19 protein-coding genes and 1 pseudogene are annotated in these 25,437 nt (G+C 65.2%); 11 read left to right on the top strand and 9 right to left on the bottom strand.

Annotated elements, in window-relative coordinates; translation table 11 throughout:
- Positions 1–21: 21 nt before the first annotated feature.
- From selB to FO488_RS16605, 4 genes are all read right to left on the bottom strand, one after another.
- A complete protein-coding gene (selB, locus tag FO488_RS16620; protein ID WP_149211578.1) occupies positions 22–1,932 on the bottom strand; it encodes a selenocysteine-specific translation elongation factor in 1,911 nt (636 codons plus the stop codon).
- Positions 1,933–2,148: 216 nt separating this feature from the next.
- On the bottom strand, positions 2,149–2,859 hold the full coding sequence (locus tag FO488_RS16615) for a response regulator transcription factor (protein ID WP_149211577.1): 711 nt from the start codon (positions 2,857–2,859) through the stop codon (positions 2,149–2,151).
- Between the two features lie 13 nt (positions 2,860–2,872).
- Positions 2,873–3,808 (bottom strand): sensor histidine kinase KdpD, encoded by a 936-nt coding sequence (locus FO488_RS16610; RefSeq protein WP_149211576.1) that lies wholly within the window; start codon positions 3,806–3,808, stop codon positions 2,873–2,875.
- Between the two features lies 1 nt (position 3,809).
- Positions 3,810–4,721, bottom strand: coding sequence for a metal ABC transporter substrate-binding protein (locus tag FO488_RS16605; protein WP_149211575.1), 912 nt, complete (start codon positions 4,719–4,721; stop codon positions 3,810–3,812).
- A 104-nt stretch (positions 4,722–4,825) separates the two neighbouring features.
- On the opposite strand from FO488_RS16605, the gene FO488_RS16600 reads away from it, so the two are divergent.
- Positions 4,826–5,308 carry a hypothetical protein gene (locus tag FO488_RS16600; protein ID WP_149211574.1) on the top strand — a complete coding sequence of 161 codons (483 nt, stop codon included), beginning with the start codon at positions 4,826–4,828 and terminating at the stop codon, positions 5,306–5,308.
- A 140-nt stretch (positions 5,309–5,448) separates the two neighbouring features.
- Here the strand turns inward: FO488_RS16600 and FO488_RS16595 are convergent, their stop codons facing one another.
- Positions 5,449–7,965 carry a helicase C-terminal domain-containing protein gene (locus tag FO488_RS16595; RefSeq protein ID WP_149211573.1) on the bottom strand — a complete coding sequence of 839 codons (2,517 nt, stop codon included), beginning with the start codon at positions 7,963–7,965 and terminating at the stop codon, positions 5,449–5,451.
- 193 nt (positions 7,966–8,158) lie between these two features.
- On the opposite strand from FO488_RS16595, the gene mtnA reads away from it, so the two are divergent.
- From mtnA to FO488_RS20460, 3 genes are read left to right on the top strand one after another with little or no spacing between them, the layout of a single operon-like run.
- On the top strand, positions 8,159–9,199 hold the full coding sequence (gene mtnA, locus FO488_RS16590; protein ID WP_149211572.1) for an S-methyl-5-thioribose-1-phosphate isomerase: 1,041 nt from the start codon (positions 8,159–8,161) through the stop codon (positions 9,197–9,199).
- A 3-nt stretch (positions 9,200–9,202) separates the two neighbouring features.
- On the top strand, positions 9,203–12,373 hold the full coding sequence (gene glnE / locus FO488_RS16585) for a bifunctional [glutamate--ammonia ligase]-adenylyl-L-tyrosine phosphorylase/[glutamate--ammonia-ligase] adenylyltransferase (RefSeq protein WP_149211571.1): 3,171 nt from the start codon (positions 9,203–9,205) through the stop codon (positions 12,371–12,373).
- Between the two features lie 18 nt (positions 12,374–12,391).
- Entirely contained in the window at positions 12,392–12,646 is a 255-nt protein-coding gene (locus FO488_RS20460) for a GSU3128 family (seleno)protein (protein ID WP_304598753.1), read from the top strand.
- A 47-nt stretch (positions 12,647–12,693) separates the two neighbouring features.
- Here the strand turns inward: FO488_RS20460 and FO488_RS16570 are convergent, their stop codons facing one another.
- Genes FO488_RS16570 through def form a run of 3 tightly spaced genes read right to left on the bottom strand, consistent with a single transcriptional unit; the run spans position 12,694 to position 14,962 of the window.
- Entirely contained in the window at positions 12,694–13,491 is a 798-nt protein-coding gene (locus FO488_RS16570; protein WP_149211569.1) for a DUF116 domain-containing protein, read from the bottom strand.
- Entirely contained in the window at positions 13,488–14,450 is a 963-nt protein-coding gene (fmt, locus tag FO488_RS16565) for a methionyl-tRNA formyltransferase (protein ID WP_149211568.1), read from the bottom strand. The genes FO488_RS16570 and fmt overlap by 4 nt, the downstream gene beginning before the upstream one ends.
- Complete coding sequence (gene def / locus FO488_RS16560; RefSeq protein WP_149211567.1) at positions 14,447–14,962, bottom strand: peptide deformylase; 516 nt, start codon at positions 14,960–14,962, stop codon at positions 14,447–14,449. The genes fmt and def overlap by 4 nt, the downstream gene beginning before the upstream one ends.
- A gap of 167 nt (positions 14,963–15,129) precedes the next feature.
- Here def and FO488_RS16555 point away from each other — a divergent pair, with 167 nt between their 5' ends.
- Entirely contained in the window at positions 15,130–15,315 is a 186-nt protein-coding gene (locus FO488_RS16555; RefSeq protein ID WP_149211566.1) for a hypothetical protein, read from the top strand.
- A 12-nt stretch (positions 15,316–15,327) separates the two neighbouring features.
- On the opposite strand, the gene FO488_RS16550 is transcribed toward FO488_RS16555, so the two are convergent.
- Positions 15,328–16,173, bottom strand: coding sequence for an HDOD domain-containing protein (locus FO488_RS16550; RefSeq protein WP_149211565.1), 846 nt, complete (start codon positions 16,171–16,173; stop codon positions 15,328–15,330).
- Between the two features lie 179 nt (positions 16,174–16,352).
- Here FO488_RS16550 and FO488_RS16545 point away from each other — a divergent pair, with 179 nt between their 5' ends.
- The 6 genes and pseudogenes from FO488_RS16545 (at position 16,353) to FO488_RS16525 (ending at position 25,265) form a co-directional block, all read left to right on the top strand.
- Entirely contained in the window at positions 16,353–18,311 is a 1,959-nt protein-coding gene (locus FO488_RS16545; protein ID WP_149211564.1) for a tetratricopeptide repeat protein, read from the top strand.
- 277 nt (positions 18,312–18,588) lie between these two features.
- Positions 18,589–19,524, top strand: coding sequence for a hypothetical protein (locus tag FO488_RS20230; protein ID WP_240732006.1), 936 nt, complete (start codon positions 18,589–18,591; stop codon positions 19,522–19,524).
- Entirely contained in the window at positions 19,506–22,133 is a 2,628-nt protein-coding gene (locus FO488_RS16540; protein WP_370514346.1) for an alpha-amylase family glycosyl hydrolase, read from the top strand. Before FO488_RS20230 ends, FO488_RS16540 begins: the two co-directional genes overlap by 19 nt.
- Positions 22,134–22,250 (top strand): annotated as a pseudogene (locus FO488_RS16535) (hydrogenase); the annotation flags it as partial.
- Between the two features lie 16 nt (positions 22,251–22,266).
- Complete coding sequence (locus tag FO488_RS16530; RefSeq protein WP_149211563.1) at positions 22,267–23,085, top strand: AAA family ATPase; 819 nt, start codon at positions 22,267–22,269, stop codon at positions 23,083–23,085.
- Between the two features lie 194 nt (positions 23,086–23,279).
- Complete coding sequence (locus FO488_RS16525) at positions 23,280–25,265, top strand: hypothetical protein (protein ID WP_149211562.1); 1,986 nt, start codon at positions 23,280–23,282, stop codon at positions 25,263–25,265.
- The last annotated feature ends 172 nt before the right edge of the window (positions 25,266–25,437 follow it).

Genomic DNA, 25,437 nt, shown 5'->3' with positions numbered 1-25,437 from the left:
CAATGACCGCCGTTTCCGTTGTCACCTCTTCCGCAGCACCCGCTTGTCCCCCACCCGGATGGTGAGCTTCTCGCTGTCGAAGTGTTCCAGGAGCGGGATGAGGTACTTGCGCGACAGGCCGGTCTGTTCCCGGTATTCGGGCGGGGTGATCTCCCCCTTGGCCATAAGCAGCGCCACCAGCTTCTCCCGCAGCTCGTCCAGGGCCGGGGCGGCGTAGAACAGATCGCTGGAGATGCGCACCGCCTCCCCTTTCCTGACCAAAAGCGCCAGGTTGTCGCGCACCCCCTTTTCGTCGCAGCGGAACCGCTCCATGATCTCCTTGATGGTCGGCGGCTCGCTCCCCTTCTCTCCCAGGAACGCGGCGATCTTCCCGGCCAGGCCGTCGCCGGCGGCGGTGCTCTGCACCACCCGCCCGACCGGTTTGACGATATCCCGTTCCAGGGACAGGGTGCCGTCCCGCTCCATGGCCGACAGCACCGGGGTGAAGAAGCGCTGGTCGCTCCGCTTGGGCAGGCGCGTTTTCAGTTCCTCCTTGCCCATCCCCTCCTTGAGCGGATTGGCGGCCAGAAAGGCGGTGACCTCCCCCACAAGGCCGCTCTTCAGCGTGGCGAACGCCTCGCGGGCGAGGAAGGTGCGGGGCTCCCGGATCACCTGAATGACCTCCCCGGAGGAGAGGAGCCCGGCCAGGGCGGCCTCGGCCGCCTTGCGCGGGATGCCGGAGCGGAGCAGGATCTCCTCGAAGGCGACCCCGGAGAGCAGGCTCTGGCTGACGAGCAGGGCGCAGATGCGCTGGTGCTCCTCGCTACCCAGCACCTCCAGCAACTGGAGCGCCTCGCCGCTGCGCCGGCGCCGGCGGGGCGGGAAGGGGTCCAGCACCACGCCGCCCCCCACCGTGGTGGCGGGGGAGGCGACCCGCAGGATGTAGCTGTCCCCCGGCAGGAGCAGGGCCGGCTCCTTGAGGCGCAGCTGCACGAAAGCGCTCTCTCCCGGCGACAGCGTGTCGCGGTCCAGGAGAATGACCTGGGCCGGCACCTCGTAGGTGGCGGAATGGAGCCGCAGGGTGGCGCGGTGTTTCAACTCCCGCGGGGCCGAGGCCAGAAGGTCCAGGCGCGCATCCACGGTCCGGGTGGCCCGGAAGACCCCCCGCGGCACGAGCACGTTGCCCCGGTGCACCTGGTCCAGGTCCACCCCCTGCACGTTCACCGCCAGGCGCTGCCCGGCCATACCGGTATCCACCTTGCTGCCGTGGGCCTGGATGCCGCGTACCCGCCCTTCCCGGCCCGAGGGGAGCAGTTCCAGTTCGTCCCCCACCCTGATCTCGCCCGAAAGGAGCGTGCCGGTCACCACCGTGCCGAAGCCGGCCATGGTGAAGACCCGGTCCACCGGCAGGCGGAAGTGCCCTTCCCGCCGTTTTTCCGCGCTCTGTTCCGCCAGTCTGGCCAGCTCGGCTTTCAACGTATCCAGCCCCTCGCCGCTGCGCGCGGACACCGGGATGATCGGCGCATTTTCCAGAAAGCTGCCGGCCGTGAACTCCCGCACCTCCTCGGTCACCAGGGCCAGCCACTCCGGCTCCACCATGTCCCGCTTGGTCAGGGCGACCAGTCCGTTCTTCACCCCCAGAAGCCGCAGGATGTCCAGGTGTTCCCGGGTCTGGGGCATGATCCCCTCGTCGGCGGCGATCACCAGCATGACCAGGTCCATGCCCCCCACGCCGGCCACCATGGTGCGCACGAAGCGCTCGTGGCCCGGCACGTCCACGATGCCGAAACGGATGCCGCCCGGCAGTTCCAGGTGGGCGAACCCCAGCTCGATGGTGATGCCGCGGGCCTTCTCCTCCTTGAGGCGGTCGGTGTCGATGCCGGTTAGGGCCCTGACCAGGGACGTCTTGCCGTGATCGATGTGCCCGGCGGTGCCGAGAATGAGGTGTTTCATGGGATGTCCTTCCTGGGATCGGCCCCGGGGTGGGGGCGGGCGCTGGTGCCCTGAATCCGTGGCCCCTCCCTGCGCCGTTTCGGAAGGCCTCTGCCTGTGCGGTTGCATAGGTTTGCGGCGATCGGGCGGAGTACGGGCCTCGTGAGTGGGATGGTACGGCATGGCGGCGTGCAGGCCCCGGCTCTTCCGGATACGGCGCATTCCGGCGCCACGGATTCAGGGCGATGCCTGCCGGCTGAAGCGATAGCCCACCCCGCGTACGGTCTGGAAATGGACCGGTTTGCCGGGATCGGGCTCGAAGTATCTGCGCAGGCGGACGATGAAGTTGTCCAGGGTTCTGGTCTCGGTGTCGCTGGTGTAGCCCCATACCGACTGGAGCAGTTCGCCCCGCGGGATGATCTCCCCCTCTTTCTGGAAGAAGAGCGCAAGGACGCGCACCTCCATCTCGGTCAGGTCGATCTCCCCCTGGGCGGTGCGGGCGCGGTAGGAGAGGAGGAACACCTCGTTGGCCCCGAAGCGGTATCCCTCCTCCACCGGCTCGGGCCGGTACCAGGAGGACCGGCGCAGCATCCCCTTGACCCGCAGCAGAAACTCCACCAGGTTGAACGGTTTGGTCAGGTAGTCGTCGGCCCCGTTCTCCAGCCCTTCCACCCGGTCGCTGTCCTCGGAGCGGGCGGTCAGCATGAGGATCGGCACGCGCGGGTCCAGCGTGCGGATGGCGCGGCAGACCTGGAAGCCGCTCATGCCGGGGAGCATGACATCCAGGATGATCAGGTCGAAGTGCTCCACCTCCAGGGTGGCCAGCGCCTTTTCGCCCGAGTCGAAATGGCTGACGCGGCACCCCTCCTCCTCAAGGTTGAAGCAGATGCCGCGCGCCAGGTGGATTTCGTCCTCCACCAGCATGATGTGGGGTTTGTCGTTCGTCATACTCTGCATATCCTCAAGCAGCGGGGATCTTGATGGTAAAGGTGCTTCCTTTGCCAAGCCCTTCGCTTGTTACGCCGACCGTGCCGCCGTATCCCTTGACGACCGACTGGACGATATAGAGTCCCAGCCCGGTCCCCCGCACGTATTGGTCGGTCTGCCGGACGCGGTAGAACATCTCGAAGATCTTTTTCCGCTCATGGTACTCCAGGCCGCGTCCGCAGTCCTTGACCGTGAGGACGAGCTGGCCCCCGGCCTTGCCCAAGGTCACGGAGATATCGGGGGTCTCCGGCGAATAGAGCTCGGCGTTCTCAAAGAGATTGCGCAGCACCATGCCCATCTCTTCGGGATCGACGCTGGCCTTGAGCCCCGCCTCCGTTTCCAGGGAGATGGTTCCCCCCAGGGCCAGCCGGTTCCGCTCCCGCTCCACGTGCTCATCCAGGAGCGCCGACATGTCGGTCAGGCGCCGCTCGGGCGGTTTGCGGCGCTGTTCCAGCCGCGCCGCCATGAGCAGGTTGTTGATCAGGTAGTGCAGGCGCTCCGTATCGGCCAGCATGGTGCCCACGAAGTTGTCCAGCTTTTCCTCGGACGGGCGCCGCAGGCGGATGGTTTCAAGGTGGAGCTGGATGGAGGCCAGGGGCGATTTCAGCTCATGGGTCACCTGGGAGATGATGTTGCGCTGTTGGGCGTACAGGTTCGACTGGCGGTTCCAGAAATGGAAGATGACGTACACGCCGACCAGGATGGCCACCAGCATGACCAGCCCCTCGACCATGACCGGCCAGTTGTACCCCTGGCCCAGCAGTTCCGGCCGGTATTTCTCCGCCAGGTTGCGAAACTCGCGGTGCTTGCCGATGAACCAGTAGATCCAGCAGACCACCAGGGTGATCCAGACCACCTGGACGGCGATCAGCGCCATGACCGGGTTCAAGATGCGTCGGAGGAGCCTCATGTCAGTGGAACGCCATGAGCAGTTTTCTGATATTCATCTGCATCAGCTCCAGGTAGCTGCCGCTCATCATATCCGGGTGCTCGTTTCCCATCACCCCCAGGGGCACCAGGGTGGCGTCGATCCTTTTGGCGATCTGGGCGAGCTGCCGGGTGGGGGGGCGGTGGTTGCGGAAGATCAGGTGGACCCCCGCCAGCCTCCCCCGGGCCACCATGCGCGACAGCCGCTCCGGGCTGATCTCCGTCCTCTCGTCGGGCACCACCACCTCCATGGGCATCAGGCCGTAGCGGTTGAAGAAAAAGTTCCAGGCCCCGGTTTGGGCCATGAAGGGCTTGGGAGGCATCTGCGCCAGCAACGCCCCGGTTTCGTTGTCCATTTTCGAGAGTTCGAAGAAGAAGCGGCGGGAATTGCGCTTGAATTCCGCCGCCCGCGCGGGGCGCAATTCCACCAGGGCCTGCAGGACGGCGGGGGCGATGCGGTCGCGCACGATCCGCGGGTCCAGCCAGACGTAGAGTTGGGGGATGGTCCCGCCGGCCGGTTCCCGCGACTTGGCGAAGCGGCGCGCCACGGCCAGGTCTTCCTGGCGAGCGGCGTTGATGACCGGCACGTTTGCGCCGACCGCCGCGACGAGGCGGTCGCTCCAGGGGTCTCCCCCCTCCCCGATGCGGACGACCAGTTCCGTCCCCTTCATCCGTGCCAGGTACCCTTCGCGAAAGACGTATTCGGAGGGGTACATCCCGGGTGCCAGGACGGTGGACACCACCACGTGCCGCCCGCCGATCTTGCGGACAATGTCACTCAGGGGAGATACCGTGCCGACCACCCTGACCGGCCCCTCGGCCGCCGAAGCGGCAAAGGGGAAAACGGTAAGCCAGAGGATCACGATCGTGATCGTTCTGAGCGATGCTACCACCATGTAACAGCTCCTTATGAACGCTTGCGTATAACCGTGTTATTCTGTTATAAACTCAGGGCGCCGCCAACGCAATCCATTATTGCCGCCGGGGAGAAGAAATGACCATGTCCAGTCCCGATGTAAAGCGGGTTAACCGCACCGTGATGGTCTACCGCGTCGTCCAGGTGGCGCTGCTTGCCCTGCTGGGATATATGGCGTTCAACTTCCAGAGGCTTTTTGCCCTGCGCGGCCGGCCGGACCAGTTCATAACCAGCATCGTTGTCGCCATCGTGGTCCAGGTGCTCATCATCTATCCGGTGTACCGGCTTGCCTGGCGCGACGCCGGGATCGAGATCGAGGGGAGCGTGCCCGGCCTGTCCGGCGAACAGGTGGCCGCGTTGCGCCGGAAACGCCTGATGGGCGACCTGTGGAAATCCTGCGCCGTCATCTTCTTTCTCACCTTCGTCGTCCTGGCCCCCGATCAGACAAAGACGAAAGCGGCGCCGCTGGTGCTTTCCGGCATCCTGTTCTCGTTCCTCTTCGCCTGCCTGGCCTATTTCCAGTGCTTCAACTTCAGTGTCAGAAAGCGCATGAAGCAGGGCCTCTAAGAGGTTGTTGAAAAACAGCCATCTCGCCGCCATCCTCGAAAGCCCTTTCGTGCGGCGTAGCGCTGCTACGCCTCCTCAGGGCTTTCTGCGGGTGCGACGATCTGACTATTTTTGAACAACCTTGGTTTTTCAACGACCTACTAAGGCCTTACAAAAGGAAGTCCGTTAAAAAACGCTTCCATCCTCGTAAAGACCTCCTCCGAATCCCCTTTCACCAGCGCCGTCTCGGGCAGGGAGCGCAGAAAGATCCTGCCGTAGTTCTTGGTGGTCACCCGCCGGTCCAGGATCAGCACCGCGCCGCGGTCATCCCGGCTGCGGATCAGGCGGCCGAACCCCTGGCGGAATTTGATGACCGCCTGGGGCACGGAAAACTCGCGGAACGGATCGCCTCCGGCCGCCTGGATCTGCTCGGTGCGGGCCTGCTGCACCGGCTCGGTCGGCACCTGGAAGGGGAGCCGGGCGATGATCACCAGCCGGAGCGCCTCCCCCTTGACATCCACTCCTTCCCAGAACGAATCGGTGCCGAACAGCACGGCGTTGTGCTCCGTGCGAAAGCGGGAGAGCAGGGCATGGCGGCCGGTTTCGCCCTGTTTGAGGGCCACAAGCCCCAGCCTGGCCAGTTCCGGGGCCAGGGCGCCGTGGACGCGGTTGAGCAGGTCGTAGGAGGTGAACAGGATAAAGGCCCCTCCCCTCGAGATGGTCACGGCCCGCAGGATGCGCTCCTCCAGCGCCTGGCGGAACCCGGGCGCGGTCGGCTCGGGCATGTCCTCCGGGATGCCGGCGAAGACCTGGGAGGCGTAGTCGAAGGGGGAGGCCAGGCGGAGTTCTTCCAGGCGCTCCGGGGCCAGAAGGGCGAAGCCGGTGCGTTTCTTCAGGTAGCCGAAATCGCCCCCCACGGTCAGGGTGGCCGAGGTGACGATGATGGTCTTGAGCCGGTCCAGGATGGTTTCCTTCACCTGGCCCGCGATGTCCAGCGGCGCGGCGCAGAGCCGGGCCTGCACGCCCCGGTGGCCGGAGCGGGCCTCGATCCAGCGGCAATAGCCTTCGGCATCGGAGATGAAGAACAAAAGGCCGTCGGCCATGGTCTGGAGGCGTCCCTCGATGCCGCCGGCATCCAGCAGCTGATCGGCCATCTTCTCCCGCAGGCGGTCCGGCAGGTCCTCGCACCGGCGTAGGAGACTGCGCAGGGCCGAGGTATAGTCGTTCAGCGCATCGGCCATGGTCCGGGCCCGCTGGCTGCACTCCCGCCAGAAGGCCCCCTGCTCCAGGGCCGGCGTGACCCGCAGCTTGCGCTCCCGTCCCCCTTCGCCCCCGGTTTCCCGCTCCACGGCCAGGGCCAGCCAGTCCATGCTCTGTTCGGTCAGCCCGGCCAGGTCGTGGGCCTTGGGAAGCAGGTGGCTTTCCAGCAGGGCCGACAGCTCGGTGTAGAGCGCCTCCATGGTGTCCGGCAGATCCCGGGCCAGGCGGGCCGAGATGATGGTCAACAGGCCGCTGCGGTTGGCCTTCGGGGGGACCAGCCGCTGCAGCTGGCGCAGGATGCCGCCGCGGGAGATGGTCAGGGAGAGGTGGTTGGTGGCCACATCCTCCAGGTGGTGCCCTTCGTCGAAGATCAGGCGGGTGAAGGGGGGGAGGATGGCGGTGGCGTCGTAGCCGGTCTCCTTGCGCAGCACGATGTCCGACAGGAGCAGGGCATGGTTGACCACCAGCACCCTGGCGGCCGAGGCGTCGCGCCGGGCCCGGTAGAAGAAGCAGCGGTTGAAATGCTTGCAGCGGGAGCGGCTGCACTGGTCCGCCTCGCAGCAGACCTCCTCCCAGGTGCCTGCCCGCGGGGTGAAGGCCAGGTCGCTGCGGCAGCCGTCCTGGCAGCTTTTGCTCCACTCGATGATGGCGGTCAGCTCCGCCGCCGATTCGTCCGGGAACAGGGATGGTTCGGCCTCGGCGTTTTCCAGCTTGCGCAGGCAGGCGTAGTTGCCGCGCCCCTTGACCAGCACCGCCTTGAATTCCAGGGAGGAGTTGCGCGCCAGGAACGGCAGGTCCTTGCGGATCAACTGCTCCTGGAGGTTGATGGTGTTGGTGGAAACCACCACCCGCTGGTTGTTGCGCACCGCCCAGAGGATGGCCGGCACCAGGTAGGCCAGGGATTTGCCGGTGCCGGTGCCCGCCTCCACCAGGACCACCCGGTCGCGGTTGAACGCCTCGGCCACGGCGAAGGCCATGCGCACCTGTTCGTCCCGCTGCTCGTACCCCTTGAGGCGGGCCATCATCCCGTCCGGGGCAAAGACCCGGGCGATCTCGTCCAGGGAGAGCAATTCCCCCTTTTTCTCGGTGAAGGGGGATACCACCTGGTAGCAGCGGGTGCAGCCGTTGTCGATGATCGCGAAGCCGATCCCCTGGTTGCCGGCCACCGAGGCGATGTCCATGTCGGCCCCGGACGGGGTCAGGTCGCCGGAGGGGTGGTTGTGGATGACCACGTCGCCGCAGGCCGCACGGGTGAGGATGGCCGGTACGGCCTGCTTGCTGCCGCGGGCGATGGCCTCCACCTCGAAAACGATGCCTTCGATATTTGCCCGGCCGATGAAGAAAACCTCGTTGCCGGCGGCGGCCTCGATCTCGTGGCGCATGAGCAGCAGCGCGTCGTCGCTGAAATAGTTGTGCATTGGCTGTATGTGCTTCTTTCGTGCTGATCGGTATGCCGGAGGGATGCCGCAAACCCTCTTGAGAGTTTAGCAGCGCCGCGGGGGAGCGGCAAGGAAAAAGGGGACGCCGGCGCGGTCGAAATGATTGCCTGCGTCCGGGCCTCCGTGATACATTCATCCACGTGTTGCAATAACACTTTCCGAGGAGCCGCGCATGTCCTTCCGCACCATCGAGTGGCGTGACAACGCCGTGGTCATGATCGACCAGACCCGCCTGCCGGGGGAAGAGGTCTACAATACCTACGAGGATTTCAAGTCCGTGGCCGAGGCCATCAGGGGGATGATCATCCGGGGGGCCCCGGCCATCGGCGTTGCGGCGGCCATGGGGATCGCCCTGGGGGCGCGGGAGATCATCGCCGATACCCACGAGTCGTTTTTCCGCCAGTTGGAGAACGTCTGCGAGATCATGGCCCGGACCCGTCCCACGGCGGTCAACCTGTTCTGGGGCATCGAGCGCATGAAGCGGGTGGCCGAGGCCCATCGCGGCAAGAGCCTGGACCAGATCCGCGAGGCGCTCAAGAAGGAGGCCATCCGCATCGAGGAGGAAGACCTGACCATCTGCCGCAACATCGGCAAATGGGGCGCCACCCTGATCCCCCAGGAGGCCACGATCCTGACCCACTGCAACGCCGGAGGCCTGGCGACCGCCGGCTACGGCACCGCCCTGGGGGTGATCCGGGCCGCCCACGAGGCGGGCAAGGCGGTCAAGGTCTTTGCCGACGAGACCCGCCCCTGGCTGCAGGGGGCGCGCCTGACCGCCTGGGAGCTGGTCAAGGAGGGGATTCCCGCCACCCTGATCTCCGACAACATGGCCGGATTTTTCATGAACCGCGGGGAGATCACCTGCTGCGTGGTGGGGGCCGACCGGATCGCCGCCAACGGCGACACGGCCAACAAGATCGGCACCTATTCGGTGGCGGTGCTGGCCAAGGAGAACAATATCCCGTTCTACGTGGCCGCGCCGCTCTCGACCCTGGACCTCTCCCTGAGCGACGGCAGCCAGATCCCCATCGAGGAACGCCACCGGGACGAGGTCACCCATATCAAGGGCGTCGCCATCGCGCCTGCCGGCGTCGGCGTGCGCAACCCGGCCTTCGACGTGACGCCGGCCCGCTACATTACCGCCATCATCACCGAAAAGGGGATCGTCAGCGGCGATTACCTCTTCGGCCTCAGAAAGATCGCGGGTATCTGACCCATGCATGTGGAACGCTTCTCCCATGAGTTCGGCCGTATCATGGGCCTTGCCGAGCCTGGCGACCGGGCCCGCGCCCTGGCCGCCTTCCTGGAGTCCCACGGCTATCTCCACGGCGAGCGTTCGGCGCAGAACGCCATCCTGACCGGGTCGCACTTCTCCGTCGCTTCGCTGCACCGCATCATCGTCGGCTCGCTCCTCACCCCCCTGCCCGATATGGCGCTCAACGCCTTCGAGCGCCTGACCGGCGTCATCGCCCCCGAAGATCTGGCCGAGGTCGCCCGGCGCAGGAAGCGCCTGGGGCAGTTCATCCAGGTGTGCGGCTCCTCCCCGTTCCTGGTCAATCTGATCTACAAGACCCCCGCCGTATTCCGCTGGCTGTTTCTGGAGAATGCCATCGATCGTGCCCGCAGGGACGGGGAGATGCTGGCCGCCCTCCGCTCCCGGGTGGACGAGGGGACCGATTTCACGGAACTGCTCAGGGTGCTGCGCTGCTTCAAGCGGGCCGAGATCCTGCGCATCGCCGCCCGCGACCTGAACGGCCTCGCCTCCCTGGAGGAGGTGACCGGCGAGCTTTCCAGCCTGGCGGCCGCGGCGCTGCAGGTAGCCTACGAGGTCTGCCGCCGCTGCCTGATCCGGGAATACGGCGTCCCCCTGATGGAAAGCGACGACGGCCCCCGCGAGGCGGAAATGACCGTGATCGGCATGGGCAAGCTGGGGGGGAATGAACTGAACTTCTCCTCGGACATCGACATCATCTACTTCTACGAATCGGACCGGGGGGAGACCAGCGGCCTGGAGAACGGCTCCGGCGGGCGGAAGGGGGTCGTCTCCCTGCACACCTTTTTCAACAAATTGGGGGAGATGATCAGCAAGGCGCTCTCCCTGGTGACCGAGGACGGTTTTGTCTTCCGGGTGGACGTGGGGCTGCGGCCGGAGGGGAAAGCGGGCGACATGGCGGTTTCCCTGCGCTCGGCCGAGATCTACTACGAGTCCTGGGGCCAGTCGTGGGAGCGTACCGCCATGCTCAAGGCGCGGCCGGTGGCCGGCTCCCTGGAGCTGGGCAACCAGTTGCTGAAGATGCTCCAGCCGTTCGTCTACCGCAAATATCTCGATTACAACCTGATCGAGGATATGAAGAACATGAAGCAGAAGATCGATGCCTCCCTGGCCCGTTCCATGGAGGGGGAGGCCAACCTCAAGCTGGGGCGCGGGGGGATACGGGAGGTGGAATTCTTCATCCAGGCCCTGCAGCTGGTCTATGCCGGCAAGAACCCCAATCTGCGGGAGCGCAATTCCCTCAGGGCGCTGGATACCCTGCTGGCGGCGCGGCTGATTACGGACGCCGACCACCGCAGGCTCTCCGATGCCTACCGCTTCCTCCGCACGGTGGAGCACCGCATCCAGGTGGTCCAGGAACGTCAGACCCACAACCTCCCCGCCAGGGAGGAGGAGCTGTGCGCCCTGGCCCGGCGCTGCGGTTTCCTGCGCCCCGACGGCCCGGAACGCTTTCTGGAGGTGCTGGAGCGGCATCGCGGCAATGTCTCCGCCATCTACGGCAACCTGTTCCATTCCCGCGACGAGAAGCTCAAGCTGGATGTGGACCCCCAGGTGCTCCTCTTCCTCGATGCCAAGGCCGATCCCGACCTGGTCAAGGATATGCTGGCCGAACGCCGCTTCGAAGATGTGGAGCGCGCCTACGGGAACCTCCAGGCGCTGCGGCGCGGTCCCGAGAGCGGCAATCTCACCGAGCGGGGCCGCCGCACCCTGGAAAAGATCGCTCCCCCGCTGTTGCAGGAGATCTTCCTGTCGCCCGACCCGGACATGGCCCTGGCCAACCTGGAGCGTTTTCTGGCGGCCATCGGCACCCGTTCCTCCTACTATGCCCTGCTGGCCGAAAACCGCGAGACGCTCAAGCTGCTGGTGTCCCTGTTCGGCATGTCCGAATTCCTCTCCAAGATCCTGATCAACCACCCGGAACTCCTGGACAGCATGGTGGCCCGCAGCTACGCCTCCACGCTCAAGCCCCGGGAGATGATGGACCGGGAACTGGTGGGCCTGCTGGAGCGGTCCGACTATTTCGAGGAACAACTGGACGTGCTGCGCCGGTACCGCAACGAGGAGTTCCTGCGCATCGGCCTGAACGACATCCACGGCAAGCTGGGTCAGGGAGAGGCCACCGCCCAGCTGACCCTGCTGGGAGAGGCCTGCCTGGCGGCGGCCTACCGCCTGGCGGTGCAGGACCTGAAACGTTTCGGCCGCCCCATGTTCCGCTTCGAGGACAACGATGCCGAGGCCTCCCTGGCGGTGGTCGCCATGGGCAAGCTGGGGGGGGGCGATCTCAACTACCATTCGGACCTGGACATCATCTTCGTCTATGACCGACAGGGTACCACCAACGGCGAGAAACAGATCTCCAACCACGAATACTTCGCCAAGCTCGCCCAAAAGATCATTTCGATCCTGAGCATGCAGACCCGCGAGGGGTACGTGTACAAGATCGACACCCGCCTGCGGCCGTCGGGCAATGCCGGGCCGCTGGTCACCTCCCTGGACTCGTTCCTGGAGTATCACCGCAAGGAGGCGCAGATCTGGGAGCGCCAGGCGCTCACCAAGGCGCGGGTGGTGCTGGGGAACGAGAACCTCGGGTCCCAGTTGCACGACGTGATCCGCCATACGGTCTACGGGACCTCCATCGACGACGAGGGGCGCCGGGAGATCCACCGGCTGCGGATGCGCATGGAGAACGAGTTGGCGCGGGAGAGGGACGGCAGCTACAATATCAAGACCGGCCGGGGCGGCATCGTGGATGTGGAATTCGTCACCCAGTATCTGCAGCTCAAGTACGGGTGCCGGTATCCCGAACTACGCACCACCAGCACCTTCGTGGCCCTCAAGGAGATCGGGGGGCTCGGTCTTGTGCCGGAAAACGGCGCCGAGGTGCTGCTCTCCGGCTTCACCTTCCTGCGCAAGCTGGAAAACCGCCTGCGCATCATCCACGACTATTCGGTGAATGATCTGGCGGGATCGAAAAACTACCTGAACAAGCTGGCCCGGCGCCTGGGCTACGATCCTGCCCTGAAACATCCGGGCGTGGCGCTGATCAGCGATTACGAGGAGATCACCGGCAGAATCCGGGACTGCTACGCCCGGATTCTCGGGGAGTTGGCGTGACGGGGAAAGGAGGGAGCCATGAACATCCGCAAGAAGTTCCTTGACTATGAGTACGAAGAGGTGCTGGACGGCCGCACGCGCGAATTGATCCGCGTGGGGTGCGCCATCGCCGTGGGGTGCCCCACCTGACTGAAGAAACACTTCGCGGCCGCGAAGTCCTATGGCGCCACGGATGCGGAGCTCCGTGAGGCGATCGCCTACGGCGCCATCGCCCCCGGCGGCAGGGCCAAGAATTTTGCCCTGGATATGCTGGCGGAGATTGAAAAGGAATAACAAACAGCGAAGGGCGGGAGAACCCCGCCCTTCGCTGTTTTGTTGTATCAGGCGTTTGGTGAAGCCGGCTCTTCCATGAGGATCACCTGGCTCAGGGCCGCGTCGATCTTGGCGGTGTCCACGGTGGTGTTGAAACAGGGGCCGAAGGGGCGGTCGTTGAGGATGCCGATGACCGGCAAGGGGTAGCAGTCCTTGATGCCGGAGGTGAGGTCGCGTTCGCATGCCACGGCCAGCACCAGTTTCGGGCGTTTCTCCACGATCACCTTGCGGGCCAGGGTGCCGCCGGTGGCCACGGATATGTCCACATGGTACTTCCTGCCGATGCCCACCAGGCCTTTGATGTCGCAGCGGCCGCACTGCACGCATTTCCCGATGTCCCCGGTGACCTTGATCTCGCAGTCGAACAGCTGGATGCAGTGGGGGAGCAGCACCAGGATGCGGTCGGGCCTGACCTTCTGGCGCTGGGAGATGACCAGGCTGTTGTTCATGGCGATGAAGGACTGGCGGATGCTGTCCTTGTCGAGTCCCAGCCCGCGGCCGACCAGTTCGATCATGGGCAGGAGGAACTTGATGACCACCAGGCGCATGAAGCGGGTGAAAAAGATGTCCTTGCCCAGGGCGGTGGTCAGCACCAAAAGACCGGTCCCCAGGATGGCCACGCCCGAGAGCACCGCCACGACGATGCCGACGATGTGGGGCAATTGGGGGTGGATATTGGCCAGGCCGCGATTGGGAACCCACCAGGCGAGAAAGATCAGGCCGACCACGATCAGGCAGGTGAAGCCCATCAGCGAGATGAACAGGCGTTTGCGGGGCGGGGTGGCGGTCTCTTTGGTGCCGGTCATTGCGCTGCCCCCTCGCCGTTGCCGTCGATCCCGAGCAGGGAGCCTGCCGCAACCGGATAGCCGGCCAGGAAGCTGGCCGCATCCAGGCGCTTCTTCCCCGCCGTCTGCAATTCCTCGATGATGATGCTCCCGGTCAGGCAGGCGATTTCGAACGCCCCCTTGTCCGCCCGCAGGACCGTGCCGGGCTGGCCGCTGCCGCTGCCGGTCCGGGTGCGGAAGATCTTGAGCACCTGGCCGTCCATGAAGGTGTAGGCGCCGGGCCAGACGCACAGGCCCCGCACCTGGTCGTGGATGGCGCGGGCGTCGCGGGACCAGTCGATCAGGCCGTCCTCCTTCTTCAGCAGGGGGGCGTAGCAGGAGAGGGCGTTGTCCTGTTCCCGGGGTGCCACGGAACCGGACTTGAGCCCATCCAGGGTTTCGGCCAGCAGATGGGCGCCCATGGCGGCCATGCGGTCGTGGAGGGCAACGATATTCTCGTCCCCGTCGATGGGGGTGGAGCGGCTGAGCAGCATGGGGCCGGTGTCCAGGCCGGCATCCATGAGCATGGTCGTGACGCCGGTTTCGCTCTCGCCATTGACGATGCACCAGTTGAGGGGCGCAGCCCCGCGGTAGCGGGGCAGGAGCGAGGCGTGGACGTTGATGCAGCCATAGGGAGGGATTTCCAGGAGCGCCTTGGGGAGGATCTGTCCGAAGGCCACCACCACGATCACGTCCGGTTCGAGCCTAAGAATCTCTTCGATAAAGGCCGGGTCGCGCACCTTGAGGGGCTGGTGCACCGGGATGCCGTGGCCGAGCGCCAGCTCCTTCACCGGCGGCGGCATCAGCTTCTGGCCGCGCCCCTTGGGACGGTCCGGCTGGGTGACCACCGCCACCAGGTTTTCCCCGCGGTCTATGAGTACCTGGAGCGTGGGGCACGCAAATTCGGGGGTCCCCATGAAAATAATCCGCCAGCCGGTCATTTTCCGCCCCTTTTCTCTTCGGCGGCCTTGCGGAACTTGCGCTGGAACAGGTCGCGCTTGAGCGGCGAAAGGTGATCGACAAAGAGAATCCCGTCCAGGTGGTCGATCTCGTGCTGGAAGGCGATGGCCAGCAGGTCTTCCGCCCGCCAGGTCGTTTCGTTTCCGGCCAGGTCCAGCCCCTTGACCACGACGCTGGCATGGCGGCGGACATTGGCGGCGTACCCCGGGACGGAAAGGCACCCCTCCTCTTCGTAGGCCTCCCCCTCGGCGTGGACAATGACCGGGTTGATTGCTACAATCAATGCCGGCGGCTCGCCCTTGGCGGAGACGTCGATTACCACGATGCGCTGGTGCACGCCGATCTGCGGGGCGGCCAGGCCGACCCCCGGCGCGTCGTACATGGTTTCTGCCATGTCCTTGACCAGTTGCTGGACGGAATCGTTGATAACGGTAACGGGTGCCGACTTCTTTTTGAGTTCGGGGTCGGGATAGGTGAGGATTGTACGGATCATAGACATCCTTGCGGCGTATTCGGCATGCTCGGCGCCATCGTGGCGCTCCTTGGGTTGCGGGTCTGAAGAATACTCATCGGCTATTGTGACATCACATCAAGTATAACGATACTATTTCAGATGAAAAAAATCAATTTTTCATCGTGGTCGGCGGCGCGGGAGGGGATATGACGGATTCGGTCAGGGGCATCGGCGGGGTCAAGGATGTCGGCAGGAACAGCTCCCGGGAGGGCGCCGTCTTCAAGCGGGAAAAGGGGGCGGGCCGCCGGAAAGGGCCGGAAGACGACCGTGTGGATATTTCACGGGAGGCCAGTGAAAAGGCGCTGGAGGAAAGGGGCGGGAGCGGCTCCTGAATCTTCCCCCCTCTAGCTGAAGAAGACCTTGTCCCGGTTGAAGGATTCCACGAAGGTCTCCAGGAGGAAATTCATCTCTTCCTCGTCGATGTTGAGAATGATGGCGGGCGGCGTCTCGTGGAGAGGAAACTCCTCCGGTTCCCGCATGCCGGCCCCGACCCTGTGGCAGAAGAGGTTCGCCAGGCCGACGACGCAGGTCAGGCGCATTTGATAGGGGTCCTCGTCGGCGGCGAAGTCGAAGGTGTGGTGGTTCTGGACCGCCTGCATGAGGATCGTGGGGAAGTTCCATTTCTTGATGACCAGCGCCCCCACGTCGGCATGGCTGTAGGGATAGACCTGCCGCTCGGCCTCAAGGAACGAGATCCTGTCGTTATAGCATTTCTGCATGACGGCCTGAAACTGCTGGCTGTCCATGGTGTTCATGATGATCTTGCCGATATCGTGGAACAGCCCCCCCAGGAAGGCCTCCTCCTCATTCGCCAGCCGGGTTGCGCCGGCGATGATGCGGGCGGCCAGGGCGGCGCCGAAGGAGTGCTCCCACAGCATCTTCTCGGTCAGGCCGTAGGGTTTGTACACCTGTTTGACCGAGGCCGCCACCACGAGGCTTTTCAGGGTGCTGAAGCCCAGGATCATGATGGCGTGGGACAGGGTCTGGATCTGGCGCTGGCAGCCGTAAAAGGAGGAGTTGGATATCTTCAGGACCCGGGCGGTAATGGCCGGATCGGACGCCACGATTTTGGCCAGCGCTTCCGACGTTGTGGTTTCGCTGCCCACAAGCTGCATGACCTTGGTCGCAACTACCGGGATGGTGGGCAGGTCGCCGGCATTCATGATCAGCGTTTCAAGCTCGTGATTCATTTCTCTGCTCCTTGCGGCATACCGGCATGCTGACGTGGCGGCCGGCGGGTTTCACCCGAGGGGATTATTGCATGAAAATGTAAATAATCAAAGATATTTGCCTAAATAATTGAATTTTGAACAGGCGCCATGTATAATCCGCTCCCAAAACTCGATCTTGCCAAGGACAATTCAAGAACATGCCAATGATTCGCACCTATCTTGCCCTGCCCTGCGCGGTGCTCATGCTGACCGGTTTCACGTGGGGGTTCGGGGCCGACAAATGCCCCAAGGCCCTGGAACTCGCCGGGCAGCTGGGGGCGCTTCGCGATGAGGCCCAGGTGCGCCAGGCCGAGGCGGAGATCCTCTCCATCTGCCCCGACGGCGCAGCCGGCCATTACGTCACCGCCCTCCAGTTCGAGCGGGTCGGCAATCTGGACGGAGCGATTGCCGAGTATCGCAAGGCGCTGCAACTGGAGCGGTCTTTTCCCCTGGCAAGCGGCAACCTGGGGCTTTTGTACGCCCAGAAGGGGATGAACGACGAGGCCTCGGTGGAGTTGGCCCGCGGCCTGGCGACGGTTTCCAACCCCAAGTACCATAAGGCCATGGCCATGATCCTGGCGGAGCGCAAGGTCTACCCCCTGGCCATCTATCATTTCAATGAAGCGGGGCGCGAACTGACCTCGGACGCCAGCGTGTTTACCGGCCTGGCGGAGGTGTACGTCGCCATGGGTCAGCAGGGCAAGGCGCTGGAGGAGTACCGGCGGGCGCTCACGGCCGATCCGAATTCCGAAAAGGCCCATCTGGGCATCGCCGCCATCCACCTGGAGCGCAACGACCTGAACAAGGCGCTGGACCAACTCAAAAAAGGCGCGTTGTCCAGCCCGCAAAACCGCGAAATCCATCTGATGATGGCCGATATTTACGCGAAGAAGGGCGATAAAAAACAGGCCGAGTATGAAAAATTCCTGGGGGGCAAAGGCAAGCCGGCTGCGTCCGCAGCGGCCGTTGTCACGCCTCCGCCCGCTGCCCCGGCGCCCGCCGCGGCCAAGCCGGCTGCCGCACCGGTCGCCAGGCCGGCTGCCGAACCGCAATCCCGGGCGGAGCTGGACAAGGCGATCGCACGGTTGAAGGCAACCATCAAGGATCAGCCCGATGGCGTGGCGGCGTACGAGGAACTCGGCAACCTGTACCGTTCCGCGGGGATGGACAACGAGGCCATTGCGGCCTATAAGGAAGCGGCCTACCGCAACAGCACCAGCAGCGACGTGTACCTCAACCTGGGGATTCTCTACGAGAAGCAGGACCTGCTGGACGAGGCGGTGGTCGCCTACAAGCAGGCGGTTCAGGTCAAGCCCCAGAACGCCGACGCCAGGCTGCGCCTGGCCGACATCTACCTGAACCGCGGGAGCAACGCCCAGGCGGTGGAGCAGTACGGCGAATTCCTCAAGCTCAGGCCAAACAGCCCCGATATCCAGCTCAAGCTGGCGCGGCTCTTCGCCCGCACCAAGGAAACGAACCTGGCCATCGAGGGGTATCTGGCGGTGCTGAAGCAGTCGCCCGACAACGCGGACGCGAATCGGGAGATCGCCGCCCTCTACAAGGCCAAAGGCTTGAACGACAAGGCCATCGACCATTACAGGCGGGTGCTGGTGCAGCAGAAAGACGATGTGGAGACCCGCAACGCCCTGGTGTCGCTCTACGTCAAGGACAAACGCTACGACGAGATTACCGAACTGCTCAAGGGCACGGCGGAAATCTTCCCCGATGATCCCAACAACCACTACAAGCTGGGCCTGATCTACGATTTCAAGAAGGATTACGAAAACGCCATTGCCAGCTATAAAAAGGCCCTGGCGCTGAAGCCGGACCATGCCCGTTCCCTCAACGCCCTGGGACGCCTCTACCTGAAGACCGGCCGGCTTACCGAGGCGAAAGAGACGCTCGAAGCGGCCAAGAAGGCCGACCCCTCCCTTGAGGAGGCCTCGGTGCTGCTGAACAATATCCGTGACGAGTTCAGCCCGGAACCGCGGAAGATCAGCAGCAAGATCGGCAGCAAGAGCAAGAAGAGCAAGGCCAAAAAGGCCAAGAAGACAAAAGCGTCCAAGAGCGGCAAATCCACAAAAGCGGAAAAGGGCAAGGCCAAGAAAAAACAATAGCACCCATGGTGCGTTCATCGGTTCGGCGGATCGCGGGGAGTCCCGCTCCGGCGTTCCCGCCGCTGTAACCCTAAGGAGGCTGGCAACAATAACATGAACATCTTGCATCTCATCTTCCGGCCATCTTTGACCGCAGCTCAATCACAAAATCCTCGACGCAGCCCTGCTACGCCTACGGTTTTGTCCAATCGCTACAGCCAAATCTGACCAAAATCTGAGCGCAATTCTGTTCAACTTATTATTACTAGCCTCCTAACACCCACGGCTGGACATAGATATGACTGAACTGAGCAGCGCACGAGCCTATTTTCCCCGCACCATCCAGATAGCCGCCCGCCAGTGGCGCGACCTCGACCTGGGAGCGCTTTCCCAACTCATCGCTGCCCGCGGCATCCCCGGCGTCATGTTCTACCGCCAACTGGCCTTACGGCTGAATCGCGGCAAGACCCCCGACGCGCCTCCGGTCCATACCGGCCAGCTCCTCCTGTACGCCACGCTGCTCAAGGTCTACCGCCATGTCATCGATGTCTTCGGGGAGCGTGCCACGCCGGGGGTGATGGCGGATGCCCTGCAACGCGGGGGATACGATCCCGCCGGGGCGCAAACGCGTGCCACCCTGGAGCGTTTCGTGGCGTTCTTTCCGCCGGACGGCGTCCTGCAGGGGGTGCAGCAGAGCGACCAATGGCTTGAGGCCGCCGGCGACCGGGGGCGCAGGCTGGTCCTGCGGGAGATGCTGCTGCTCAGCCTGGCGGCGCAGAACCCGGCCCTCGACAGCTTCCGCCCGATCCTGGACGACCGGGCCCTGGCCCAGGGAACGCCCTACCCGGCCATGACCGCCGCCATGCATGCCGCCCTGAAGCGGGGGCCGCTTCTCGATGAACTGGATTGCACCCTGGGCGAGGCGTTGTGGGCGCCCATCGGTTCGGCCCCCACCTCGCTTGCCGATCAACTGGGTTTTATCCGCAGCCGCTGGGTCACGCTGCTGCCGCCGGACCTGCTGGAAGAGGTGGCCATCGCCTTCGATATCCTGGCGGAAGAGGAGCGGGAATGGGGCGGCGGTGGCGGAGAGCCGGGACCGCCGCCGGTCCTGGAGTTCGGCCGGGGGGGGCGGAACACGGCCAGGCGGGGGGCGGGTCGGTCTTCGGCGGCTATGATTACCCCGAGTACGAACGGTTCTCGCCGGATGCGGACTGGATGTCCAACGTGGTGCTGATCGCCAAGATGGTCTATGTCTGGCTCGATCAGCTCTCCAAACGGTACGGCTGGCCCATCGCCCGCCTGGACCAGGTGCCGGACGGGGAGCTGGACCGGCTTGCGGCCGCCGGCATCACCGGGCTCTGGCTGATCGGGGTGTGGGAACGTTCGCCGGCCTCCCAGCGCATCAAACAGTTGAGCGGCAACCCCGATGCCATCGCCTCGGCCTATTCCCTGTACGACTACGAGATCGCCGCGGACCTGGGGGGCTGGGAGGCGCTGGGCAGCCTGCGGGAGCGGGCCGGCCGGCGGGGCATCCGCCTGGCCAGCGACATGGTCCCCAACCACACCGGCATCTATTCCCGCTGGGTCGTCCAGCATCCGGACTGGTTCGTCCAGACCGACTATCCCCCGTTCCCCACCTATACCTTCACCGGCGAGGACCTGTCCCTGTCGGGCGACGCCTGCATCCAGCTCGAGGACGGTTACTGGACCAGGACCGAGGCCGCCGTGGTCTTCCGGCTGATCGAGCGCGCCACCGGCCGCATCCGCTATATCTACCACGGCAACGACGGCACCAGCATCCCCTGGAACGACACGGCCCAGCTCAACTACCTGATCCCCGAGGTGCGGGAGGCGGTCATCCGGACCATCCTGCACGTGGCGCGCAATTTCCCGATCATCCGCTTCGACGCCGCCATGACCCTGGCCAAGAAGCACTACCAGCGCCTCTGGTTCCCGATCCGCGGCCTGGGGGGCGGCATCCCGTCCCGGGCCGGGCAGGGCATGAGCCGGGAGGAGTTCGATGCCCTCTTCCCGGTGGAGTTCTGGCGCGAGGTGGTGGACCGGGTGGCGGCCGAAGCGCCCGGCACCCTGCTTCTGGCCGAGGCCTTCTGGCTGATGGAAGGCTATTTCGTGCGGACCCTGGGCATGCACCGGGTCTACAACAGCGCCTTCATGAACATGCTCAAGATGGAGGAGAACGCCAAGTACCGCCAGACCATCAAGAATGTCCTGGAGTTCAACCCCGAGGTGCTCAAGCGTTTCGTCAACTTCATGAACAACCCGGACGAGAAGACCGCTGTGGAGCAATTCGGGAGCCAGGGCAAATACTTCGGCGCCTGCGTGCTGCTGGCCACCATGCCGGGGTTGCCCATGCTCGGCCATGGCCAGATCGAAGGCTTCCACGAAAAGTACGGCATGGAGTACAAGCGGGCCTACTGGGACGAGGCGGTTGACGAGGGGCTGGTGCGCGGCCACGAGATGTGGATCTTCCCGCTGCTGCGCCGGCGCTGGCTCTTCTCCGGCGCGGAGAACTTCGTGCTGTACGATTTCTACGCCGGCCACGCGGTGGACGAGAACGTCTTCGCCTATTCGAACCGGGCGGGCGAGCAGCGGGCGCTGGTCCTGTACCACAACCGCTACGCCGGTTGCGCGGGATGGATCAAGGATTCCGCCGCGTTCGCCGTCAAGACCGCCGGCGATGCCGCCGAGCTGCGCCGCACGACCCTGGGGGAAGCCCTCGGCATCAGGGGGGACGAGCACCTCTACTACGCCTTCCGCGACCATACCCGGGGTCTGGAATACGTGCGCAACGGCCGGGAGCTGCGGGAAAAGGGACTCTACGTGGAGCTGGGCGAATACCAGTTCCACGTCTTCATGGATTTCCGCGAGATCCGCGATGATGGGGAAGGAAGCTGGCAGGACCTCTGCGCGGCGCTCAGCGGCCGCGGCGTGGAAAGCCTGGAGGACGAACGCAAACAGCAGCGGTACGCCTCCCTGAACGAGGCCTTCCGGGCCGTGCTGCGCCCCGGGGAGAGCCCCGTTGCGCCACCAGCGGCCGAGGCCCGGGCCGCCCGGCGCTTCCTGGCGGTCCTGCATGCCCAGCTGGCCGAAGGAACGAGCGGGGCTGATGCCGCGCTGCAGACGATCTCCGCCTGGCGCGGGTTCATGGCGGCCTTTCGGGCGATGAAACCCGCCGCCAAGGCCGCCCGGGCGGCGCATGCGCGGCTGGTGGAACTGCTGGACGCCCCGGTGGGCGCCCGGGTGCTGCTGGGGTGGCTGCTCCTGAGGTCTGACGGCGCGGCATGCCTCGATCAGTTCGGGCTCGACTGCACCCTGCGCCGCGTGCTTGAGGGGGCTGCGGACCGGGACGCCTCGCAACGGGCCGTGCAGCTTCTCCGGGCTCTGCTGGCATGGAGCGCCCCGGAGGGCGGCGACCAGGGCGGGGTGCCGGGAACAACCATGGCGCGGGCCTTTTCCTTCCCGGCCTGCCGCGATTTCATGCTGGTCCACGAAAGCGGGGGCACCGAGTGGTTCAACAAGGAGCGCTTCGAGGAGTTGGCCGTCTGGCTCAGCGTGTCCGCTCTGGCGGCGCTGGCGTTGAAACGGCCGGCCGGCCGCACCGTCGCGGCATGGTTGGCCGCGGCCGACCGGGAGCTGGCGGCGTGCACCGCTCTGGCCGCCCATGCCGGCTACCGCAGCCAGCTGTTTCAACAGCTATCGGAACCGACAGCGAAGACCGGCGCGGGAATCCCGGCGAAACGGGACAGCGAAAAGGGTGCGGCTGCCCGAGGCGGCGCCCGGGCGCGTACGGCACAAACACCGGACGGCACGCGGCCCCGCTGAACCGGCGGCCCGTTGCACGGGCACGACGGCGTCGATACATTTCTGCCGGCGGATCTCACCATCCCCGGCTGCCCGCCCCATCCCCCGACCATCCTGGACGGGTTGCCGCGGCTGTGAGTGAGGAGAGAGACCGATGAAGCAGACCATGATCGACGGTATTGCCCTGAACCTGGCCGCGCCGGTGAGCCTGGCCCTGAAATGGGTGGGGCAGGAAGAGTTGCTCACCCAGCTCTTGGCCGCCTGGATGGTGATCGACGAGCGGGACATCCCCTTCAATCCCCGCCTGGTGGGGCGGCCGGGGGTGGGAAAGACCACCCTGGCCTATGCCGCGGCCCGGCATTTGGGGCGGCCGGTCTACCTCTACCAGGCCACCATGGACACCCGGCCCGAAGACCTGATCATCTCGCCGGTGATCAGCCCGGACGGGAAGATCCAGTACGCCGCGTCGTCGCTGGTCTCGGCCATGCTCGCCGGAGGGGTGCTGATCCTGGACGAGGGGAACCGCATGAGCGAGAAGGCCTGGGCCTCCCTGGCGCCGCTGTTGGACGACCGCCGCTACGTGGAATCCATCGTCACCGGCCTGCGCATCCCGGCGGCCCGGGATTTCCGCATCGTGGTCACCATGAACGAAGACGCCTCGACCTTCGAGGTGCCGGAATACATCCACTCCCGGCTCCAGCCCCAGATCTACATCGACTTCCCGGCGGCCGACGAGGAGTTGCTCATCCTCAGGGAGAACCTCCCCTTCAGCAGCGGCCGGATCCTGCAGTACGTGGTGGACTTCCTGCAGCGCGCCCATGCCGCCGATGAAGCGTATTCCGTGCGGGACGGCATCAACATCGCCCGCTACGCCCTCAAGATGATGCGCATGCAGGGCACGGAGGCCGCCGAACTGCTCCCCCTGGCCGTGGAGCGGGTGCTGGGGGACGAGGCGCTGGAATATCTGAAATAAAACCTGAAACCGTGACGCCTCCATGCCTTCGTTGGTCCGAAAGGCCTCTGCCCTTGCCCTTGAGAAGATGCCATCAAGCCGGCGGAGGACCGATGAAGTGAGTGGTTTGAGGCGGTTGGGCGGCGGGCAGGCCCCGGCCCTCCGGACACTGCGGCATTCCGGCGTCACGGTTTCAGGTAAGAGAGTCCTGACCTATGCCCAGCCGTCTCCACCTGGAAATCTTCGGCCCCGTCCACGCCCTGCCCATCCTGCATTACCGTCTGGAGTTCGCCCATCTGGTGCGCCAGGCCGTCCTCGAGGTCAGGCCCGACTGCATCGCCGTCGAGTTGCCCGCCACTCTGGAGGAGCGCTTCCTCCAGGCGGTGCGCCGCCTGCCCCAGGTCTCGGTCGTTTCCTACGACACCATCCCCCGTTCTTCTCCACCCTCCTCCGGCAGTACCGCGCACCACACCATCCACCTGCTGGTGGAGCCGGCCGACCCTCTGGCGGAGGCCGCCCGCTGCGCCCTGGAGCAGGCGATCCCGCTCCACCTGGTGGACGTGGACCTGGACGATTACCCGGCGGTGCCGGAATCCCTGCCCGATTCCTATGCGGTTCAGCGCATCGGCCTTGCCGACTATTACCGGGAATACTGCCGCGCCACGGCGGGGACGGCGCCGTGCCGCCAGGACCTGCGCCGGGAACAGGGGATGGCCTTCCGGCTGCAGCAGTTGGCACAGCGCCACGAGCGCATCCTGTTCGTGGGGGGGATGGCCCATGTGGGGCGGATCAGGGAGTTCTACGGGCAGCCGCGCAGCGAACCGCTGGGCAGGGTGCGCCGCGACGGCGTCCGCATCTCCAGCCTCCATCCCGACTCCTGCGGCGAGGTCATGGGCGAGTTCCCCTTTGCCTCGGCCGTCTACGAGATGCGGCGCAACGGCCTGCCGCCGGAGCCGGAGGACGCGACGCCCTCCCTGCGGCGGCGTTTCAACGCCCTGGAGTTGATCGCGGGGGGGAAACGGGCCCTCCCCGAGCGGGAGATCATGCGGGCAGCCATGGAAAACAGCGCGCGCAAGGTGGGGGCGGGCACCGAGATGCCGGACCGGCAGCGCATCCATCTGCGCCTGTTCGAACAGGCCGCCCGGCACTACCGGCAGGAAACGGGGGAGCATATCCACTACTGGCAGAAACGGGCCTTCTTCCGTTTCTGCCGCAACTATGCCGCCCTTTCGGGGCGGTTGCTCCCCGACCTCTTCCAGCTTCTGACCGCTGCCCGGGGGTGTGTGGACGACAACTTCGCCTACGCCTTCTGGCGCTTGGCCGGGTGTTATCCCTGGCAGCGGGAGGAGGCGGAGATCCCGGTGGTGCGCCTGCGGGTCGAGGATCTGTGGGACCACAGCCGCACGATCCGCTTTCGTCCCCGCACGTCGTCGGCCAAGGGGCGCTCCGGTCTGCGCTTCCTCAACCGGAAGCGGGAGCAGCGGCCGGGCGAATGGCTGGCGGGATTCGACGACGGTTCGATCTGCTCCTGGCCGCCCGAGGACATCGTCATCGAAAATTACGGCAAGCTGCTGAAGCGCACGGGGCTGCGGCAGCTCTCCGAGGAGCAGAGCCGGGTGGAACCCCTGAGCACGTCATTGCTGGACGGCATCGACCTGCGCGAGACGATCCGCAATCGGCCCCACGACGGCCGCATCTATGTGCGGGAGCGGCTGCGGATCAAAGGGGGCGTGGGGAGCGTGGTGGTCATCTTCGACGAGGACCGCCGCAACCGCTACCCCTTTGCCATGACCTGGCTGGGAGAGCACGAGCAGGAGTCGGACATGGCCTTCTACGCCACCGAGCCGGGCGACAACGTGAGCGGGCCGGGGATCTGCCGCTGCGAGTACGGCGGCCTGCTGCTTTCATATCCGCCGCGCCGGATGCGGGATGTGTGGCAGGACCCCGCCTACCGGGGGTGGGGGACCAAGGCCGAGATCCTGCTCATGGCCGCCCTGGATTATTCGCCGGACACTCATGTGGTCTATGCGGCGGCCCGCCCGCCGCGCAGCATCTTCAAGCGCATCGCGGCCGGCATGGGGAAGAAGATCGTCTTTATCCCCCTGGGGAGCCTGTCGCCCCCCGCCCTGAAGCGGATCAGGGTGCTGCACCTGCTGTTCGGCCACGACAAGCGGGAGATCGCCAAGGACTACATCTGGTAGCGGAAGCGGCACCTGCGAGGTCCAAGCAAGATGACGTGAGCTTTGGTGCTTTTCCTCCGTGCACCTCCGTGTCCTCCGTGGTGAAAGCTTTCAGCTCCAATCCTCCCGATTGGCGGAGAGATAAAAAAAAGCCCCCGAAGCATTCAAACTCCGGGGGCTTTTGCTTGGTCAA

This window comes from Geobacter sp. FeAm09, assembly GCF_008330225.1.
In the GTDB taxonomy this organism is placed as follows: Bacteria; Desulfobacterota; Desulfuromonadia; order Geobacterales; family Pseudopelobacteraceae; genus Oryzomonas.
Note: the sequence above shows the minus strand (reverse complement) of the source record. Positions and strands in the feature narration are given on the sequence as shown.

What these genes read in the sequence shown, in the direction of transcription:
- FO488_RS16525 (WP_149211562.1), top strand. Translation starts at nt 23,280, where the DNA reads ATGCCCAGCCGTCTCCACCTGGAAATCTTCGGCCCCGTCCACGCCCTG.
- selB (WP_149211578.1), bottom strand. Translation starts at nt 1,932, where the DNA reads ATGAAACACCTCATTCTCGGCACCGCCGGGCACATCGATCACGGCAAG.
- FO488_RS16615 (WP_149211577.1), bottom strand. Translation starts at nt 2,859, where the DNA reads ATGACGAACGACAAACCCCACATCATGCTGGTGGAGGACGAAATCCAC.
- glnE (WP_149211571.1), top strand. Translation starts at nt 9,203, where the DNA reads ATGCATGTGGAACGCTTCTCCCATGAGTTCGGCCGTATCATGGGCCTT.
- FO488_RS16550 (WP_149211565.1), bottom strand. Translation starts at nt 16,173, where the DNA reads ATGAATCACGAGCTTGAAACGCTGATCATGAATGCCGGCGACCTGCCC.
- FO488_RS16530 (WP_149211563.1), top strand. Translation starts at nt 22,267, where the DNA reads ATGAAGCAGACCATGATCGACGGTATTGCCCTGAACCTGGCCGCGCCG.
- FO488_RS16600 (WP_149211574.1), top strand. Translation starts at nt 4,826, where the DNA reads ATGTCCAGTCCCGATGTAAAGCGGGTTAACCGCACCGTGATGGTCTAC.
- FO488_RS16540 (WP_370514346.1), top strand. Translation starts at nt 19,506, where the DNA reads ATGTCCAACGTGGTGCTGATCGCCAAGATGGTCTATGTCTGGCTCGAT.
- FO488_RS16605 (WP_149211575.1), bottom strand. Translation starts at nt 4,721, where the DNA reads ATGGTGGTAGCATCGCTCAGAACGATCACGATCGTGATCCTCTGGCTT.
- FO488_RS16555 (WP_149211566.1), top strand. Translation starts at nt 15,130, where the DNA reads ATGACGGATTCGGTCAGGGGCATCGGCGGGGTCAAGGATGTCGGCAGG.
- FO488_RS16570 (WP_149211569.1), bottom strand. Translation starts at nt 13,491, where the DNA reads ATGACCGGCACCAAAGAGACCGCCACCCCGCCCCGCAAACGCCTGTTC.
- FO488_RS16595 (WP_149211573.1), bottom strand. Translation starts at nt 7,965, where the DNA reads ATGCACAACTATTTCAGCGACGACGCGCTGCTGCTCATGCGCCACGAG.
- fmt (WP_149211568.1), bottom strand. Translation starts at nt 14,450, where the DNA reads ATGACCGGCTGGCGGATTATTTTCATGGGGACCCCCGAATTTGCGTGC.
- mtnA (WP_149211572.1), top strand. Translation starts at nt 8,159, where the DNA reads ATGTCCTTCCGCACCATCGAGTGGCGTGACAACGCCGTGGTCATGATC.
- FO488_RS16545 (WP_149211564.1), top strand. Translation starts at nt 16,353, where the DNA reads ATGCCAATGATTCGCACCTATCTTGCCCTGCCCTGCGCGGTGCTCATG.
- FO488_RS16610 (WP_149211576.1), bottom strand. Translation starts at nt 3,808, where the DNA reads ATGAGGCTCCTCCGACGCATCTTGAACCCGGTCATGGCGCTGATCGCC.
- def (WP_149211567.1), bottom strand. Translation starts at nt 14,962, where the DNA reads ATGATCCGTACAATCCTCACCTATCCCGACCCCGAACTCAAAAAGAAG.
- FO488_RS20230 (WP_240732006.1), top strand. Translation starts at nt 18,589, where the DNA reads ATGACTGAACTGAGCAGCGCACGAGCCTATTTTCCCCGCACCATCCAG.